Annotated in this window: 17 protein-coding genes; 7 read left to right on the top strand and 10 right to left on the bottom strand. The window is 68.5% G+C overall.

Annotation, left to right across the window (positions count from 1 at the left end):
• Window positions 1–7 precede the first annotated feature (7 nt).
• Genes L1787_RS01445 through L1787_RS01435 form a run of 3 tightly spaced genes read left to right on the top strand, consistent with a single transcriptional unit; the run spans window position 8 to window position 2,251 of the window.
• Window positions 8–406, top strand: coding sequence for a 6-pyruvoyl trahydropterin synthase family protein (locus L1787_RS01445; RefSeq protein WP_235706700.1), 399 nt, complete (start codon window positions 8–10; stop codon window positions 404–406).
• Window position 407: 1 nt separating this feature from the next.
• The gene (locus L1787_RS01440; protein WP_235706699.1) at window positions 408–1,457 is read left to right on the top strand and encodes a glycosyltransferase family 4 protein; all 1,050 of its coding nucleotides are present in this window, start codon (window positions 408–410) and stop codon (window positions 1,455–1,457) included.
• Window positions 1,454–2,251 carry a class I SAM-dependent methyltransferase gene (locus L1787_RS01435; RefSeq protein WP_235706698.1) on the top strand — a complete coding sequence of 266 codons (798 nt, stop codon included), beginning with the start codon at window positions 1,454–1,456 and terminating at the stop codon, window positions 2,249–2,251. The genes L1787_RS01440 and L1787_RS01435 overlap by 4 nt, the downstream gene beginning before the upstream one ends.
• On the opposite strand, the gene L1787_RS01430 is transcribed toward L1787_RS01435, so the two are convergent.
• Window positions 2,242–2,955 carry a RibD family protein gene (locus tag L1787_RS01430; RefSeq protein WP_235706697.1) on the bottom strand — a complete coding sequence of 238 codons (714 nt, stop codon included), beginning with the start codon at window positions 2,953–2,955 and terminating at the stop codon, window positions 2,242–2,244. The genes L1787_RS01435 and L1787_RS01430 overlap by 10 nt on opposite strands.
• Before the next feature lie 291 nt (window positions 2,956–3,246).
• Here L1787_RS01430 and ribA point away from each other — a divergent pair, with 291 nt between their 5' ends.
• On the top strand, window positions 3,247–3,948 hold the full coding sequence (gene ribA, locus L1787_RS01425) for a GTP cyclohydrolase II RibA (protein ID WP_235706696.1): 702 nt from the start codon (window positions 3,247–3,249) through the stop codon (window positions 3,946–3,948).
• 52 nt (window positions 3,949–4,000) lie between these two features.
• On the opposite strand, the gene L1787_RS01420 is transcribed toward ribA, so the two are convergent.
• The 9 genes from L1787_RS01420 to L1787_RS01380 all read right to left on the bottom strand — a co-directional run bounded on the left by L1787_RS01420 (window position 4,001) and on the right by L1787_RS01380 (window position 13,531).
• A complete protein-coding gene (locus L1787_RS01420) occupies window positions 4,001–5,314 on the bottom strand; it encodes a branched-chain amino acid ABC transporter permease (protein WP_235706695.1) in 1,314 nt (437 codons plus the stop codon).
• Window positions 5,311–6,324, bottom strand: coding sequence for a branched-chain amino acid ABC transporter permease (locus L1787_RS01415; protein WP_235706694.1), 1,014 nt, complete (start codon window positions 6,322–6,324; stop codon window positions 5,311–5,313). Before L1787_RS01415 ends, L1787_RS01420 begins: the two co-directional genes overlap by 4 nt.
• Window positions 6,325–6,326: 2 nt before the next feature.
• The gene (locus tag L1787_RS01410; RefSeq protein WP_235706693.1) at window positions 6,327–7,031 is read right to left on the bottom strand and encodes an ABC transporter ATP-binding protein; all 705 of its coding nucleotides are present in this window, start codon (window positions 7,029–7,031) and stop codon (window positions 6,327–6,329) included.
• Window positions 7,028–7,819: an ABC transporter ATP-binding protein gene (locus L1787_RS01405; RefSeq protein ID WP_235706692.1), complete on the bottom strand. Its 792-nt coding sequence runs from the start codon at window positions 7,817–7,819 to the stop codon at window positions 7,028–7,030. The genes L1787_RS01410 and L1787_RS01405 overlap by 4 nt, the downstream gene beginning before the upstream one ends.
• 68 nt (window positions 7,820–7,887) lie before the next feature.
• Window positions 7,888–9,078: an ABC transporter substrate-binding protein gene (locus L1787_RS01400; protein WP_235706691.1), complete on the bottom strand. Its 1,191-nt coding sequence runs from the start codon at window positions 9,076–9,078 to the stop codon at window positions 7,888–7,890.
• Window positions 9,079–9,432: 354 nt separating this feature from the next.
• Window positions 9,433–10,455 (bottom strand): Holliday junction branch migration DNA helicase RuvB, encoded by a 1,023-nt coding sequence (gene ruvB / locus L1787_RS01395; protein WP_235706690.1) that lies wholly within the window; start codon window positions 10,453–10,455, stop codon window positions 9,433–9,435.
• A 106-nt stretch (window positions 10,456–10,561) separates the two neighbouring features.
• The gene (ruvA, locus tag L1787_RS01390; protein ID WP_235706689.1) at window positions 10,562–11,155 is read right to left on the bottom strand and encodes a Holliday junction branch migration protein RuvA; all 594 of its coding nucleotides are present in this window, start codon (window positions 11,153–11,155) and stop codon (window positions 10,562–10,564) included.
• A 52-nt stretch (window positions 11,156–11,207) separates the two neighbouring features.
• Window positions 11,208–11,708, bottom strand: a complete 501-nt coding sequence (ruvC, locus tag L1787_RS01385; RefSeq protein ID WP_235706688.1) for a crossover junction endodeoxyribonuclease RuvC — start codon at window positions 11,706–11,708, stop codon at window positions 11,208–11,210.
• A 272-nt stretch (window positions 11,709–11,980) separates the two neighbouring features.
• Window positions 11,981–13,531, bottom strand: a complete 1,551-nt coding sequence (locus tag L1787_RS01380) for a helicase HerA-like domain-containing protein (RefSeq protein ID WP_235707147.1) — start codon at window positions 13,529–13,531, stop codon at window positions 11,981–11,983.
• A 136-nt stretch (window positions 13,532–13,667) separates the two neighbouring features.
• Between L1787_RS01380 and hisS the strand changes: the two genes are divergently transcribed.
• From hisS to hisG, 3 genes are read left to right on the top strand one after another with little or no spacing between them, the layout of a single operon-like run.
• Window positions 13,668–15,098 carry a histidine--tRNA ligase gene (hisS, locus tag L1787_RS01375; protein WP_235706687.1) on the top strand — a complete coding sequence of 477 codons (1,431 nt, stop codon included), beginning with the start codon at window positions 13,668–13,670 and terminating at the stop codon, window positions 15,096–15,098.
• Between the two features lie 20 nt (window positions 15,099–15,118).
• Window positions 15,119–16,189 carry an ATP phosphoribosyltransferase regulatory subunit gene (locus tag L1787_RS01370; protein WP_235706686.1) on the top strand — a complete coding sequence of 357 codons (1,071 nt, stop codon included), beginning with the start codon at window positions 15,119–15,121 and terminating at the stop codon, window positions 16,187–16,189.
• Window positions 16,186–17,154: an ATP phosphoribosyltransferase gene (gene hisG, locus L1787_RS01365; protein ID WP_235706685.1), complete on the top strand. Its 969-nt coding sequence runs from the start codon at window positions 16,186–16,188 to the stop codon at window positions 17,152–17,154. Before L1787_RS01370 ends, hisG begins: the two co-directional genes overlap by 4 nt.
• Window positions 17,155–17,358 lie beyond the last annotated feature (204 nt).

Genomic DNA, 17,358 nt, shown 5'->3' with positions numbered 1-17,358 from the left:
AGGCCGCGTGTACGCTCTCGAAGTCCGCGATCACATCATGATCGCCCACAGCCTGCCGGGCGAAGCCTTCGGCCCGGCGCAACAGATGCACGGCGCCACCTTCGTCGTCGACGCTGCCTTCTACGCCGCCGAGCTCGGCCCGAACGACATCGTGCTCGATATCGGCCTCGCGACCGACGGCCTGAAGCGCATTCTGGCCGACCTCAACTACAAGAATCTCGACACCCTCGACGCCTTCCGGTCGCGCCGCTCGACGACGGAGGTTCTCTGCAAGCACATCTTCGACCGCCTCGCGGAGGACATCGCCGCCGGCCGTCTCGGCGAGGATGCGAAGAGCGTGTCGCGCGTGCGCGTGCTCCTCAACGAGTCCCACGTCGCCCGCGCCTGGTACGAGGCCGATCTTTAAGATGCGCCCCGTCGCCTTCGCCTATCCCGGAGACCTCGACACGCGGACCGGCGGTTACGCCTATGACCGCCGCCTGATCGCCGAACTGAAGGGGCACGGGCACAAGGTCGCGCTCGTCAAACTCGCCGATACCTTCCCGAACCCGCGCGAGAGGGACATCGAAGACGCGATCGCACAGCTCGCCGCCGTCCCCGCCGGACACGCGATCGTGATCGACGGCCTCGCCTTGGGCACGCTGCCGGCCGACCGTCTCGCGACGCTGAAGGCGCCGATCGTCGCGCTCGTCCATCACCCACTCGCACTCGAGACCGGCCTCGCCCCGGACCGCGCCGAGCGCCTCGCCGCCTCGGAGCGTGCCGCCCTCGCGACGGCCCGCCACGTCATCGTGACGAGCCCCCACACGCGCGAGACGCTCGTCGCCGACTTCGCGGTGCCGCAGGGAAAGATCACCGTCGCCGTGCCGGGGCTCGACGCGGCCTGGCGGCAGGCGGTGCTGCGCCGTCCCGCCGACCCGCCGCTCATCGTCTCCGTCGCCAGCATCTCGGAGCGCAAGGGCTTCGACACGCTGACCGCCGCGCTCGCCGCGATCGCGGACCTGTCCTGGCGCGCGGTCTTCGTTGGCAGCATCGAGCGGGCGCCGGAGACCGTCGAGACGCTGAAGGCGCAGATCGCCACAGCGGGGCTCGCCGAACGCATCAGCATCCCCGGCGAGGCGGACGAGGATACGATCCGCGCGCTCTATCGCGAGGCGACGCTCTTCGCCCTCGCCTCCCGCTATGAGGGCTTCGGGATGGTGTTCGCCGAGGCGATGGCGTCCGGCCTGCCGATCGTCGCGACGCGTGGCGGGGCCGTGGGCGACGTCGTGCCGGCAGCGGCGGGGATCCTCGTCGAGGTCGACGATGTCGAGGGGATGGCGACGGCCCTGCGCCAGGTGCTCACCGACACCGCGCTCGCCGCGCGCCTGTCCGAAGGCGCCGACGAGATGGGACACACCTTCGCCGGGTGGCCGAATACCGGCCGCCTCGTCTCCGACGCGGTCGCGGCGCTATGAGCGGCTTTTCGACCGATTGGCTCACATTGCGCGCCGCGGCCGACGCCCGCGCCCGCTCCGCCGACCTCATCGCGAGAGCGGCGCGGCACATCGAGGCCACGGGCGGCGCGTGCCGGGTCGTCGATCTCGGCGCGGGGACCGGGGCGACGCTGCGCGCCCTCACCGAACACCTTCCCCGCCCCCAATCCTGGACGCTGGTCGACGCCGATCCCGGCCTTCTCGCCGAAGCCGAACGCCGCTCACACGGCCTCGAGGGCGTCACCATGGAGACGCGCGCGCTCGATCTCGTCGCCGCGCCCGTGCCGTGGGACGAACCGCCCGACCTCGTGACCGCCTCGGCGCTGTTCGATATCGGCTCCGCCGCCTTCATCGCGCGCCTCGCCGAATCCCTCGCGGCGGCGCAGGTGCCACTCCTCGCGATGCTGACCTATGACGGGCGCATCGCGCTCTCTCCGTCCCATCCCCTCGATGCGGCGATGATCGACGCCTTCAACGCCCACCAGCGCGGCCTCAAGAGCTTCGGCAAGGCGGCGGGACCGGACGCCGTGCCACTCCTTGAGGCTGCCCTGCGCAAGCACGGCTTCGATGTGGAGCTGCGCGACACGCCCTGGCGCCTCGAACGCGCCACCGACGGCGCACTGATCGACGCGACGCTCGACGGCTGGGCCGGCGCGGCGGCGGAGATTTTGCCGGACCGGAGCGAGGCGATCGCGCAATGGCGCGCCGCACGGATCGGCACGACCGAGCGTCTGATGATCGGCCACACCGACATCCTCGCCCTGCCTCAGCGCTGAAAGCCGCAATCGAAGACCACATCACCGCCCGGCAGCGCGACGGTCTCCACCGTCGGGCGGTGGGCCGCGTCGAGCGTGTCGATCGCGGGCAGGTCGAGCCCCACCGGGCCGGAGCCGACGATGATCGGCCCGACGAGAATGCAGAGCCGATCGAGCACGCCGGCCGCGAGAAAGCCGCTCACCGTCGCCGCGCCACCTTCGACGAGGATCCGCGTCATTCCCCGCTCCGCGAGCGCCGCGATGATGGCACCGGGCGCCAGCGCCTCGCCCGAGGGCGCCGCTTCGACGATCTCGACGCCGGGCGGATCGTCGCAAAGTCCGGTGCCGAAGACGATCCGTCGCACCCCATCGGCCGCCAGCATCTGCAGCCCCGCCCCGCACCGGCGTCTCCGGTCGATCAGGACGCGGGCCGGATTCTCGCCGGGGCAGCGCCGCACGGTGAGCTGCGGATCGTCCGACGACGCCGTCCCCGCGCCGACAACCACCGCGTCGACATGGGCGCGCAGGGCGTGGAGCGCGGCGATCGCGGCAGGGCCGTTGATATAATGGGAATGGCCCGTCGGGGTGGCGATGCGCCCGTCGAGCGATTGGCCGAGTTGGGCGACGACCAGCGGCCGCCTTTCCACCCGCGCCGCGGCAAGATGCGCGACGCTCGGCAGCCGCGCCGCCACGACCTCCTCGCAAAGGGGATTACCCGCCGTCATCCGTGTCTCCCCCGCGCCCGCGTCTCGACCATGTCAAATGGCGCTGACGGGCCTGCGTTCCCTGGAACCATCGCCCGCGTCGTTTCTTCTCATGAGAGTAGCGAACGTCCATAGTCCCGCGATGTCACTGTCGCTCGCACGCTCACCACGAAATTTTGACCAAGACGATTCCGCAATATCGGACGTTTATTTCGACGATCCGTCGTCGAAGGTCATCACCCGCCATACATGGGTTGCGGTGAAGCGGACGACCGACATCATCGAGAGACGCGGCCGGAGACAACGAGACGCATGGATCTGAAGAACACGTTCGAGGCCGCGGGCCTCGTTTTGATCTCGGTCGCGCCGGTCGAAATCCACAATCGGATCTGGATCTGCATCGGTTTCGAGGAGGCGGGGCGACCGCTGGGCGATCATCCGCACCTCGCGATGATCTATGGCGGCCGTCAGTGGCTCCAGGAGCCCGACCTTCACAAGGCGGTGACGAAAGCGCTGTCCGGTCGCCGCGACGTCCTCGTGCGCATCCACTCCGAATGCATTCTCGGCGATGCGTTCGGCTCGTCGATGTGCGATTGCGGCGACCAGATGCGTCTGTCGATGGACGAGATGGCGGCGCGCCATGAAGGCGTATTCGTCTATCTGCGCCAGGAAGGGCGCGGCATCGGCCTGCCCAACAAGCTCGACTGCCTCGCGCTGCAGTACGGCTTTTCCGACGGCAAGCTCGGCAAGCGGCGCTATTCGTCGGACGAGGCGAACCTTGCGATGGGGTTCGATGTCGACGCGCGGGATTTCGAGGCGGCGGGCGCGCTTCTGAAAGCGCTGCACATCGCCTCGGTGCGGCTGATCACCGGCAATCCGCGCAAGATCGCCGACCTCGAAGCGGCGGGGGTCGACGTTTCATCCGCGGTGGACCTCTGGTCCAAGGAGGTCTCCCCCCGCGCCGCGGCCGAGATCCGCGAGAAGGTTGCCCGCGGCTATATTTACGACCGCTGAGCGGCCCACCCGTCCGCCCGCGACGATCGCGGGCGGGCGGGTGGACGGCACGTCATCGTCGATCGGTCTCCGGGATGAGCCCGCGCGGTGAGAAGCGGAGCACCAGGAGAAGCACCGCGCCCATCACCACGAGGCGCATTTGCGCGGCGTTGGCGAGGAGGTGATTGCGGACCGAGGAGTCGTCTCCGAGCCAAGCCGTCGCGTGATCGATCACCATCCGGCCGACCGGCTCCGCCTCCACCCAGGTGAACCACACGATGAACGCGCCGAGGGTCGAGCCCCAATTGTTGCCCGACCCGCCGACGATCACCATCACCCAGATCAGGAAGGTGAACCGCAGCGGCTGATAGCTCGACGGGGTGAACTGACCGTCGAGCGTCGTCATCATCGCGCCGGCGATGCCGATCACCGCCGAGCCGAGCACGAAGACGAGGAGGTGAAGGCGCTTCACATCCTTGCCCATCGCATTGGCGGCGGCTTCGTTGTCGCGCACGGCGCGCATCATGCGGCCCCAGGGCGCGCGAAGCGCCGTCTCGGCGAGCCAGAGAAGGATCGCGAGCACGACGACGAAGAGGCCGATATAAGCCCCCTTCACGACGAGCGAGGACAGCTCCACCGAGCCGAGCGGCAACGCGTCGACGAGGCTGCGGAACCACGGCTCTTCGCGCAAAGCGACCTCGTAGGGAACGGGTCGCGGCAGGCCGACGACATTCTTCACGCCGCGCGCCAACCAGTCCTCGTTCATCAGAACGGCGATGATGATCTCCGACACGCCGAGCGTCGCGATGGCGAGATAGTCGGCGCGGAGGCCGAGCGCGATCTTGCCGATCACGAAGGCCGCGCCCGCCGCGAAGAGCCCGCCGACCACCCAGGACAGAAGCACCGGCAGCCCGAGCCCGCCGAGATAACCGGCGAGGGAGGGATTCACCCCCTCGATCGCCTCGGTCGACGGGCCGAAGACCATCGAGGCAGTGACGAGGCCGGCGATCACGAGGACCGCGGTTGCGATCATCCGCAGGGCCGCGTGCCGGATCAACCGGCGGACGGCGAGCGTGATGACCACCGTCGCCAGGATGACGAGGAGCGCGAGGAGGACGCCGGGTCCGCCCGCCTGCCAGGCGGCCGCGACCGGATCGGCCGCGATCAGAACGACCGCGAGGCCGCCGAGCGCCGTGAAGCCCATCACGCCGAAATTCACCAGCCCGGCATAGCCCCACTGGATGTTCACGCCGAGCGCCATCACCGCCGACACGAGGCACAGATTGAGGATCGAGAAGGCGAGCGACCAGCTCTGCAACGTCCCCGTCAGCACGATGAGGACGAAGAAGACGAGGAAAGGCAGGACGTTCCGCTTGAAGCCGGTCATGTCGACCTCCTGTTGAAGAGGCCGGTCGGTCTGATCAGCAGCGTGATCACGAGGATCACGAAGGCGACGGCGAATTTGTACTCTGTCGCCAGAAGCTGAGCGAGCCCGTCGGGCATCCACGAGTCCGGCAGGATGTGGCCGAGAAAGCGCTTATAGGCGTAGGTGAGGAACACCTCGGCGAAGGCGATCAGATAGCCGCCGACGATCGCCCCGATCGGACTGCCGAGCCCGCCGACGATCGCCGCGGCGAAGATCGGCAACAGCAGCTCCTGGAAGACGAACGGCTTATAGCTCTTGTCGAGCCCGTAGAGCGTGCCGGCGATGGTCGCGAGCGCCGCCGACAGCGCCCAGGCGATCACGACCACGCGGCCGGCATCGATGCCGGAGAGCGTCGCGAGATCCTCGTTGTCGGCATAGGCGCGCATCGACTTGCCGGTCCGCGTCTTCTGGAGGAACCAGAAGAGGAGGAGAACGCAGACCGCCGCCGTCGCGAGGGTGATCACCTGCGTCGTCTTGATCGCGAGGCCCTCGTCGAGCCCGGTCATGTCGCGGAAATCCCGCGCCGAGATCAAGAAGCGCGCGCCGTCGGTGAAGATCTGATCGTTCGGCCCGATGATGAAGCGGATCAGCCCCGCCATCACGAACATCACGCCGATCGAGACGATGATGAACACCACCTGGTCGGACCGCTTGTCGCGATAGAAGCGATAAATGAGCCGGTCCGTCCCGAGGACGAAGAGGACCGTCACGATGATCGCCGCCGGCAGGGCGAGAAGCGCCGTCGGGAGCGGATCGATCGACACGCCATAGGCCTGGAGGCCCCAGGTCACGAAGATCGCAACCATCGCGCCGAACGACATCGTCTCGCCATGGGCGAAGTTGGAAAAGCGCAGCACCGCGAAGGTGAGCGTGACGCCGAGCGCGCCGAGCGCGAGCTGGCTGCCATAAGCGAGGCCCGGCACCACCGCGAAATTGGTGATGAGGACGATGGCGTTGAGGAGACCTTCCACGTTCAACCTCCGAGGAAGGTGCGGCGGACTTCCGGGTTGGCGAGCAACGCCTCTCCGGTGTCCGTGTAGGCGTTCTGGCCATGTTGCAGCACATAGCCGTGCGTCGCGATCTCCAGCGCTTGCTTGGCGTTCTGCTCCACCATGAGGATGGCGATCCCGGTCCGCGCGATTTCGATGATCCGGTCGAACAATTCGTCCATCACGATGGGGGAGACGCCGGCGGTCGGCTCGTCGAGCATCAGGACGGTGGGCTTCGTCATCAGCGCACGCCCGACGGCGACCTGCTGGCGCTGCCCGCCGGACAGCTCGCCCGCCGGTTGGCGCCGCTTTTCGGCGAGGATCGGAAACAGCGCGTAGACCTCGTCCATCGTGCCTTTGATGTCGTCCTCACGGATGAAGCCGCCCATCTCGAGATTTTCCTCGACGGTGAGCGTCGGAAACACGTTGCGGACCTGCGGCACGAAGCTCATCCCGTGGCGCACGCGCTCGGTCGGCTTCATCCGGGTGACGTCGGTGTCACCCAGCAGGACACGGCCTTCGCGCAGCGACAACATGCCGAACACCGCCTTCATCGCGGTCGACTTGCCGGCGCCGTTCGGGCCGACGATCACGGCGATCTCGCCCTTGTCGGCCTCCACGGTGCAGCCTTGGAGGATATCATCGTTGCCGTAGCCGCCGCGCATCGCCTCGGCTTTGAGAAAGCTCATGGGGTCGCCCCCCGTTGCGGGCGGGCATGTTTGAGGCCGGTGCCGAGATAGGCCTCGATCACGGCCTCGTTGGCGAGAATCTCCTCGGACGTGCCTTCAGCGAGCACGGCCCCCTCCGCCATCACGATGACCGGATCACAGAGGCGGGCGATGAAGTCCATGTCGTGCTCGATCACGCAGAACGTATAGCCCTCGTCGCGGTGCAGGGTCTGGATCACGTCGGCGATGGTGTTGAGGAGGGTGCGGTTCACGCCGGCGCCCACTTCGTCGAGAAAGACGATCTTGGCGTCGACCATCATCGTGCGGCCGAGCTCGAGGAGCTTCTTCTGGCCGCCCGAGAGGTTGCCGGCGCGCTCGTCCGCGAGGTGGGAGAGCGTCAGAAAGTCGAGCACCTCGTCGGCCTTCTTGCGCAATTTCGCCTCTTCCTCGGCCACGCGACGCGGTCGGAACCAGGCGTTGACGAGATTCTCGCCGGGCTGATCCGGCGGCACCATCATCAGATTTTCGCGCACCGGCAGCGAGGCGAACTCCTGGGCGAGCTGGAAGGTCCGCAACAGGCCGCGCCGGAAGAGGTCGTGCGGATCGAGCCCCGTCACGTCCTCGCCGTCGAGCGACACGGTGCCGTGAGTCGGCTTGTAGTGCCCGGCGATGATGTTGAAGAGCGTCGTCTTTCCGGCACCGTTCGGTCCGATGAGGCCGGTGATGGTGCCCTTTCGGATCGAAAGCGACACGTCGCGCACGGCCTGGATCCCGCCGAACCACTTCGAGAGGTGGTCGACCGCAATCATCGCGTCGGAATGTGGGGTGATAACGGAAGCGGCCCGGGAATCCCGGGCCGCGTTGGTGTCAGCGTTGATCAACGATACTTCACCGTCTGAATGGCACCATCCTTGATCTCGATCTCGCGGAAGCTGCCCGCGCTCTCGCCGCCGCCGATCAGCTCCACCGCCGTCGCGCCGACATAGTCGACATCCTGGCCGTTCGCGATCAGCTCGAGCGCCTTGCCGAGCTCGCCGGGGAGGATCTTTTCGCCGGGGGCGTTGGCGATGTCCATGATCTTGCCCTTGAAGTCGGCCGATTCGGTCGACTGGGCGGCCTGCATCGCGAGGAGGATGAGCGCCGCCGCGTCATAGGCTTCGCCCGAATAGACGCCGGGGGTGAAGCCGGCCTCTTCGGCGAGCTTGGCATAGACGCCTGCGCCGTCGCTGTCCGAGCCCGGAAGGACGCCGAACGAGCCGTCGAGATCGTCGCCGATCGCCGCGACGAGCGCGTCGCCGACCATGCCGTCGGGGAGGAGGAAGGTGTCGAACGCGCCGGAATCCAGCGAGGCCTGGATGATGCCCTTGCCGCCCTGATCGAGATAGCCGGCCACGACCAGAAGCTCGCCACCCGCGGCCGCGAGCGCCGCGACCTCGGCCGAATAGTCACCCTTGCCGTCCTCATGGGCGGCGTTGATGGTGATCGTGCCGCCCTTCGCCTCGAACGCGCTGGCGATCGAGTCCGCGAGGCCCTTGCCGTAATCGTTGTTGGTGTAGGTCAGCGCCACTTCGCTGATGTCGCGCTCGGACAGCATGTCGGCGATGATCTCGCCCTGGCGCGCATCCGACGGCGCGGTGCGGAAGAACAGGCCATTGTCCTCGACATTCGTCAGCGCCGGCGACGTTGCGGACGGGGAAATCATCACGATCCCGTTCGGAATGCCGACATTCTGGAGCACGGCGCTCGTCGCCCCCGAGCACATCGCGCCGACGATCGCGGCGACGCCGTCAGAGGTGACGAGACGCTCGCCCGCGGCGGTGGCCGCGCCGGCATCGATGCAGGTGGAATCGCCGCGGACGGGAGTCACGGTCGCGCCGTTCATGAACTGGCCGGAATCGGAAATTTCCTTCGCGGCGAGTTCAGCACCGTCAGCGATGGAGGGCGCCAAGCTCTCGAGCGGGCCGGTGAAGGCGAGCAGCACACCGAGCTTCACGTCGTCCTGCGCCGCGGCCGGCGCCGCCACGGCAATGGCGGCTGCGCTGGCGAGCGCCAATAGAGCAGTCTTCATGGGTCAAGTCCCTCACACCTAATTCTTATCCTCAAAGCCTGAACACGAAGCCCGTTGAACCGCAACCCGGAACGCGCCGCTGGCGGCGCTGTCGCGTTCAGATTGCGCATCGCGGCAGCCCCGAAGGCCGGCGCCGCGTCCCCGCCCGAGGACGGCGCTGCGAATGCGAGCCGTCGCCTTTCCACGGAAAAGGCGGCACACGGGTTCATCGCCCGAGCCGCCGGGCGCCCGGTATCGAGGAGGAACGGCAAGAGCACCGACCGCGCCTGCGTCAATCTGACGTTGCGCGGACGGTGCGGCGGGGCCGCGATACGGAGGTCGGAAGTGGAGAGGCGCGCGCCGCCGGTTCGGCGTCTAGGACTCGAAGAGTGTCGGCGGCCCGTCGCTCTTCGGGATCGGCAGGCCGAGATGAGCGAACGCCCGCGCCGTCAGCAAGCGGCCGCGCGGGGTGCGTTGCAGATAGCCCTGCTGGAGGAGATAGGGCTCGACGATATCCTCCAAGGCGTCCCGCGGCTCGGAGAGCGCCGCGGCGAGGGTTTCGATGCCGACGGGCCCACCGGAATAATTCTCCGCGATCAGGGTGAGATAGCGCCGGTCCAGCGTATCGAGGCCCGCCGCGTCGACATCGAGCCGCAGAAGCGCCGAGTCGGCCACCTCGCGATCGATCGCGTCCGCCCCGCCGACGAGCGCGAAATCGCGCACGCGCCGCAACAGACGGTTCGCGATGCGCGGCGTCCCGCGGGCACGGCGCGCGATCTCGTTGGCGCCGTCGTCGGTCGTCGCGATCCCCATCAGCGACGCTCCGCGCGTCACGATGCGCGAGAGATCCTCGACGGAATAGAATTCGAGCCGCAGCGGGATGCCGAAACGGTCGCGCAGCGGCGTCGTCAGAAGGCCGAGCCGCGTCGTCGCCCCGACGAGGGTGAACTTCGCGACGTCGATCTTCACCGAGCGCGCGGCCGGCCCCTCGCCGATGATGAGGTCGAGCTGGAAATCCTCCATCGCGGGATAGAGGATCTCCTCGACATGCGGCGACAGGCGGTGGATCTCGTCGATGAACAGGACGTCGCGATCCTCGAGATTCGTCAACAGCGCGGCGAGGTCGCCCGCCTTCGCGATCACCGGGCCCGAGGTGGACCGGAAATTGACGCCGAGTTCCTTGGCGACGATCTGTGCGAGCGTCGTCTTGCCGAGCCCCGGCGGGCCGACCAGAAGCACATGATCAAGCGCCTCACCGCGCGTGCGCGCCGCCTTCACGAACACGTCGAGATTGGCGCGTGCGGCCGGCTGGCCGACGAACTCGGCGAGACGCTGGGGCCGCAAGGCGGTGTCGAAATCCTCGGGCTGCTCGTCCGGGGAAAGGGCGCGCTCGGTCATGGGGCGCTCCTGTCGGTTGAGGCGGGGACGCGGCCGTTCGGACCGAACATGCCACCATGATGCGGTGCGGGCGAAAGGTCTGTGGCGTGCGGTCCGACGAAGACGGTCACGCGGCGAGCGCCTTGAGACCGGCGCGGATCAGCTCCGCCGCGCCTGCATCGGGAGCGTCCGCGCGCAGCTTGGTGAGGGCGGCCCGCGCCTTCGTCTCGTCATAGCCGAGATTGACGAGGGCGGAGATCGCGTCGGCGAGCGGCTCGTCACCGCGGGGCGCGCCGCCGCTCGCCGGGATGACGGTGCCCATCGTCGCCGGAATGCGGGCCTTCAACTCGGTCGCGATCCGCTCGGCGACCCGTTTGCCGACGCCCGGAGCGCGCGCGATGGCGGCCCGGTCCCCGTTGGCGATCGCGAACGCCAATTCGTCGCCCGGCAACACCGACAGCACCGCGAGCGCGACCTTTGCGCCGACTCCCTGGACGCTCTGGAGGAGGCGGAACCAGTCCCGCTGCCCATGATCGCGGAACCCGTAGAGGCGGATAAGATCCTCACGCACGATCGTCTCGATCACGAGCGTAACGGTCTCGCCGATCGCGAGGGCGCCGAGATCGCGGCTCGGCATATGCACCTCGTAGCCGACACCGTGGACGTCGATGATCGCGACCTCCTCGGCTTCGGCGACGACCCCGGTGAGGCGACCGATCATGCCGCAATCCCCGCGCGCGGCGTCATGGGGCGCTCCACCCGCACGGCATCCGTCATGCCGCCTGCCTCAATTGGCGCGAGCGGCGATGGCTCGCATGGCAAATCGCAATGGCGAGGGCGTCGAAGGCGTGCTCCGTCCGGGCGGTCGCCTTGGGCAGAAGCATCGAGACCATGTGCCGGATCTGGCGCTTGTCGGCATGACCCGCGCCGACGACGGTCTTCTTCACGAGATTGGGCGCGTACTCGGCGACCGACACACCCGCCATCGCCGGCGCGAGAAGCGCGATGCCCCGCGCCTGGCCGAGCTTCAGCGTCGCCGCGCCATCGCGCGAGACGAAGGTCTGCTCGACGGCCGCTTCGTCGGGCTGGATCTCGGCGAGGATCGACGAGAGGCCTTGATAGAGGCTGGCGAGACGGTCGCAGAGATCGGCGGCGGGGTCCGAGCTGATGCTGCCCGACCCCACGAATGCGAGCGCCGAACCGTCGACGCGGATCGCGCCCCAGCCGGTCGTCCGCAATCCCGGATCGATGCCCAGAATGATCACCGCCATCATCGTCTCCTCGTCCGATCCACGTGCGGATCGGAACGCCGATCCTTCGCCGCGCGCTCGAACGACGCCCGCCAGTCTACACGATCGGGCGGCGAACGGGGCCCGTCATGCCGTCAATCCAGAGGCTTTCGCGCCGCGACGTCACGATGCGTGGCGAACGGGCGACCGTTCCGCGCGGAACAGACTAGGGACGAGGAGTGAAGCGTTCCTCACCATAATCCGTGCAAGCGTCTCGATCGGACGACAATGTTCCGGCTTTGGCGCCTTCGTCCCCCTCAGCGGCGCAACAGATTGCCGAAGATCCCCCGCCCGAGCGACCGCCCGACCCGCGCGCCGGACGTTCCACCGATCGCGCGGCCGAGTTCGCTTCCCGCCTCGGCGGCCATCGTCCGCGCGGTCCGGCGGGCGATCTTCTGCGCCTCGGTCAGCTTCTTCTCGCCACCGAAGACCATCCGCCACGCTGAGGTGAGAAAGCCCTCGCTCTCGGTCTCCTCTGGCACGGTCGTCGTCGGAGGCGGCGGCGCATCGGCGCCCTTATCGGCCGGCGCCGCCGTCTCGTCGGCGCGGCGGGCGAGGATCTCATAGGCGCTCTCGCGGTCGACGGGCGTGTCGTACTTCGCACCCATCGCGCTCGATGCGACGAGCGCCTCCCGCTCGGCCGCGGTGAGCGGGCCGAGCCGTCCGGCCGGCGGGCGAATCAGCGTCCGCTCCACCATCGACGGCACCCCCTTTTCGGCCAGCGTCGAGACCAGCGCCTCGCCCACGCCGAGCTCGGTGATCACCCGCTGCGTGTCGAGCGCCGGGTTCGGCCGGAAGGTATCCGCCGCCGCCTTCACCGCCTTCTGGTCGCGCGGCGTATAGGCGCGCAGAGCGTGCTGCACCCGGTTGCCGAGCTGACCGAGGACCGTGTCGGGAATATCGAGCGGGCTCTGGGTGACGAAGAACACGCCGACGCCTTTGGAGCGGATGAGCCGCACCACCTGCTCCACCGTCTGAAGGAGAACCTTCGGCGCGTCGTTGAACAAAAGGTGCGCCTCATCGAAGAAGAAGACGAGCCGCGGCTTGTCCGGGTCGCCCACCTCGGGCAGTTCCTCGAACAGCTCCGACAGGAGCCACAGGAGGAAGGTCGCATAGAGCCGCGGGTTCGCCATCAACCGATCCGCGGCGAGGACGCTGACGACGCCGCGCCCGTCCTCCGCCGTGCGCATCAGGTCGACGATCTCAAAAGCCGGCTCGCCGAAAAAGTGATTGCCGCCCTGCTCCTCGAGCACCAGAAGCCGCCGCTGGATCGCCCCGACCGAGGCGGGCGAGACGCGCCCATAGGTCTTCGACAGCGTGCCCGCCTGGTCCGCGACATGAACCATCAAGGCCCGCAGATCTCGCAGATCGAGCAGCGCGAGCCCCTCGTCGTCGGCGACGCGAAAGGCGATGTTGAGGACGCCCTCCTGCGTCTCGTTGAGGTCGAGAAAGCGCGACAGGAGAAGCGGCCCCATCTCCGAAACCGTCGTGCGGATCGGATGCCCCGCCTCGCCGAAGAGATCCCAGAGCGCCGCAGGGGAGGCGCCGAACGTGTAGTCCGCGCCGAGCCCGATCGCCTCCGCCCGCGTCAGAAGGAAGTCCTTCGGCTCCCCCTCCGCGGCGAGCCCGGACAGATCGCCCTTGATGTCGGCGCAGAAACAGGGCACCCCCGCTCGCGAAAACCCTTCCGCGAGGATCTGGAGCGTCACCGTCTTGCCGGTGCCGGTCGCGCCGGTGACGAGGCCGTGCCGGTTCGCCATGTCGAGGCGCAAATATTGCGGCGCCTCGGCGGTGCCGACGAAGATCATATCCTCACGTAGGACGCTCACATGGCTCTCCCATTCTGGCGAGGCCCAGCATAGTCGGTCGTCACGGTGACTGAAGTCCTTTCAGTTGAGCCGTGCGACGTTGCGCGGTACATCCTCGCGCCGAACGGAGGCGACAATGGCTAAGACGAAGGCGAACCGGCCGAAGGCGCGGCTGCCGCGGGGGTTTGCCGACCGCACGCCGGCGGAGATCCGCCGCACCGCGGCGATGATGGAAACGATCCGCGCAGTCTATGAGCGATGGGGATTCGAGCCGGTGGAAACGCCGTTCATCGAATATGCCGACGCGCTCGGCAAATTCCTGCCCGACGAGGACCGGCCGAACGAGGGCGTCTTCGCCTTCCAGGACGATGACGAGCAGTGGCTGTCGCTGCGTTACGACCTCACCGCCCCGCTCGCGCGCATGGTGGCGGAGAATTTCGATCGCACGCCGAAGCCGTATAAAAGCTATCGCGCCGGCTGGGTGTTCCGCAACGAGAAGCCCGGACCGGGCCGCTTCCGCCAGTTCATGCAGTTCGACGCCGATATCGTCGGCGCCGCCTCCCCGCTCGCCGACGCCGAGATCTGCATGATGGCCGCCGACACCATGGAGGCGCTCGGCTTCGCGCCCGGCGAGTATGCGATCCGCGTCAACTCGCGGAAGGTGCTCGACGGCATCCTGTCCGAGATCGGCCTTCCCGCCGACGACCCGCGCCGCCTCACGGTGCTGCGCGCGATCGACAAGGCCGACAAGTTCCCGCTGCCCGAAATCGCGAAACTGCTCGGCCCCGGCCGTGAGGACGAAAGCGGCGATTTCACCAAGGGCGCCGGCCTCGACGCCGCGCAGACCGAGACCGTCCTTTCCCTCCTCGACCCCGCCGCCGAGCGCCGCATCTCCGACGATCTTGCGGCGATCGGCGATATCGTCGCCGGCGCCGGCTATGGCGAACGGGTGATCGTCGATCCCTCCGTGGTGCGCGGTCTCGAATATTATACTGGCGCCGTCTTCGAGGCCGAGCTCACCTTCGAGATCACCGACGAGGCCGGCCGCCCGGTGCGCTTCGGCTCGGTCGGCGGCGGCGGCCGCTATGACGGGCTCGTCGGCCGCTTTCGTGGCGAGGACGTGCCGGCGACGGGCTTCTCGGTCGGCGTGTCCCGTCTCGCCGCCGCACTCGCCGCGCGGGAGGGGGAGAGCGCGCGCCAGTCCGGCCCCGTCATCGTCACCGTGATGGATCGCGAGGCGATCCCCGACTATCAGGCGATGACGACCAAGCTGCGCGCCGCCCTCAACGCCGACGGCGCCACCGTCCCGGTGGAAATGTACATCGGCGACAGCGGCATGAAGGCCCAGCTCAAATATGCCGACCGGCGCAACGCACCCTGCGTCGTCATCCAAGGTTCAAACGAGCGTGCGAGCGGTAAGGTCCAGATCAAGGACCTCGCGGCCGGCAAGCGCGCCGCCGAGGCGATCGACAACCGCGAGGAGTGGGTCGCCGCGCGCCCCGCTCAGATCGAAGTGGACGCCGACATCGCCACCATCGCCGCCGCCATTCGTGAAATCCTGACGTGACCGATCGCATCGACAAACTGATGGCGACGCTCGAGGGCTCGAGCGAAAGCCTCATCCTTCCGGCGCTGTTGCAGCCGGCCGACATCTTCGTCGAGCTCGCCGGCGAGGAGTTCCGCAAGCGCCTCTTCCTCACCGAGGGGGCGGACGGGGCCACCTTGTGCCTGCGGCCCGATTTCACGATCCCGGTGTGCCTCGAACACCTGCGCCAAGGCCGCGACGCGCCGATGGCCTACGCCTATCGCGGCAAGATCTTCCGCAAGCGGCGGGCGAGCGGCGAACCGGAATTCGAGCAGGCCGGTACCGAGTGGATCGGCCATGACGACGAGATGGCGACCGACGCGCGCCTCTTCGCGCTCGCCTTCGAATGCGCCGCCGATGTCGGCCTCGCGCCGAAGGTCCGCGTCGGCGATCAGAACGTCTTCACCGCGCTCACCGAAGCGCTCGGCCTGTCGAAGACCTGGCGCACGCGCCTCACCACCGCCTTCGGCGACGAGGCGCGCCTGTCGGGTGCGCTCGACCGCCTCGCCCGCAAGAGCGGCGACGGGATCGCCGCTCGCCTCGCCCCCTCCCTCGCCAAGATGAACCGCGACCAGGCGCGCGCCGTGGTCGATGCGATCATCGGCATCCCCGAGCACGTCCCGGCCGGCGGCCGTTCGAGCCGCGACATCGCCGAGCGTATTCTGGAGCAGGCCGCGAGCAACGGCGCCCATGCCGACGCCGTCGCCGCGATGCAGCGTTATTTCGCCCTCTCCGCCCCGCTCGACCGCGCGGCCGATACGATCGCCGCCTTCGCCCGCACCGAGGGTCTCGTGCTCGACAATGCGATCGCGCGCTTCGCCGAACGCGCGGACGCGATGGTGGCCCACGGCATCGACACCGGCGCGATCGCCTTCGACGCCGGCTTCGGCCGCCGCATCGGCTATTATACCGGCTTCGTCTTCGAAATTTCCGATGCGGGCTCGGCCGGGCCCGAAGTCATCGCCGGCGGGCGCTATGACCGCTTGATCGCCCTCCTCGATCCGGCAAAGTCGCTCCCCGCGATCGGCTTTTCCGTCTGGCTCGACCGACTTCCCGAGAAAGGCGCGGCATGAGCGACCTCATCCTCGCCGTCCCCTCAAAGGGACGCCTCCAAGACGCCGCACTCGATTTCCTGACCCGCTCCGGCATGAAGGTCGAGCGCGCCCGCGGCGGCCGCGACTATCGTGGCCGGATCAGCGGGTTGCCGGGCGTCGAGATCGCCTTTCTCTCAGCCTCCGAGATTGCCCGCGAGATGGCGCAGGGCAACGCCCATCTCGGCCTCACCGGCCTCGACCTCATCCACGAGACGATCGACGATCTCGCCGAACGCGAGGCGCGCTTCCATCTCGTCACCCCGCTCGGCTTCGGCCCGGCGGACGTCGTCGTCGCCGTACCCGAGCGCTGGATCGACGTCGACACGATGGCCGACCTCGCCGACGTCGCCGAGATGCACCGTGCCCGCCACGGCCGCACCTTGCGCGTGGCGACGAAATTCGTGCACCTGACGCGCCGCTTCTTCGCGGCGGCCGGCGTCGCCGACTATCGCATCGTCGAAAGCCTCGGCGCGACGGAGGGCGCGCCCGCGGCCGGCGCGGCCGAACTCATCGTCGACATCACGACCACCGGATCGACGCTCGCGGCGAACCAGCTCAAGATCCTCTCGGACGGCTTGATCCTCCAGTCCCAGGCCTTCTTCGTCGCCTCCCGCACGGCCCCGTGGACGGACGCCACGCGCGCCCTCGCCAGCACCATCGTGGAGCGCATCGCCGCCGAGATGCGCGCCCAGTCGATCCTCGAGCTGCGCGCCGTGGTGGCCGATCCGCGCGCCGTACTCGACGAGGCGGAGGCGCGCTTCGCCGCCGTCGCCCCGTTCGGCGACAAGCCGGTGCCGCTGACGCTGCACGTTCCGCGCCGCCGGGCTTCGGCGTGCGCCTCGTGGCTGCGCTGCAAGGGCGCCGAGGCGGTGGTGATCTCCCAGGTCGCCGACGTCTACGAAGACAGCCCCCTCACCGCCTCTTTGGAGGCCGCCCTTCGCTGAGCGGCGGCGGGCGCCACCGTGCCGCCACCCCGGCGCAGGCGTGGCCCGCCTCACTTCACCGCCGGCGCCCTCTCCGTTCCTTTGGAGAGTCGGGTCATGTTCCCTCCGGGTCGTTCCTCCGGAGCCGTCATGCGACCGCCATGGGCCGTGAGGCGTGCGCCGTCACCCGAAGGGCCGAAACGAAGTGGAGGACGGCGAAGCCGT

The organism is Acuticoccus kalidii (assembly GCF_021556395.1).
Lineage (GTDB): Bacteria > Pseudomonadota > Alphaproteobacteria > Rhizobiales > Amorphaceae > Acuticoccus > Acuticoccus kalidii.
This window is presented reverse-complemented; position numbering and strand designations above follow the sequence as displayed.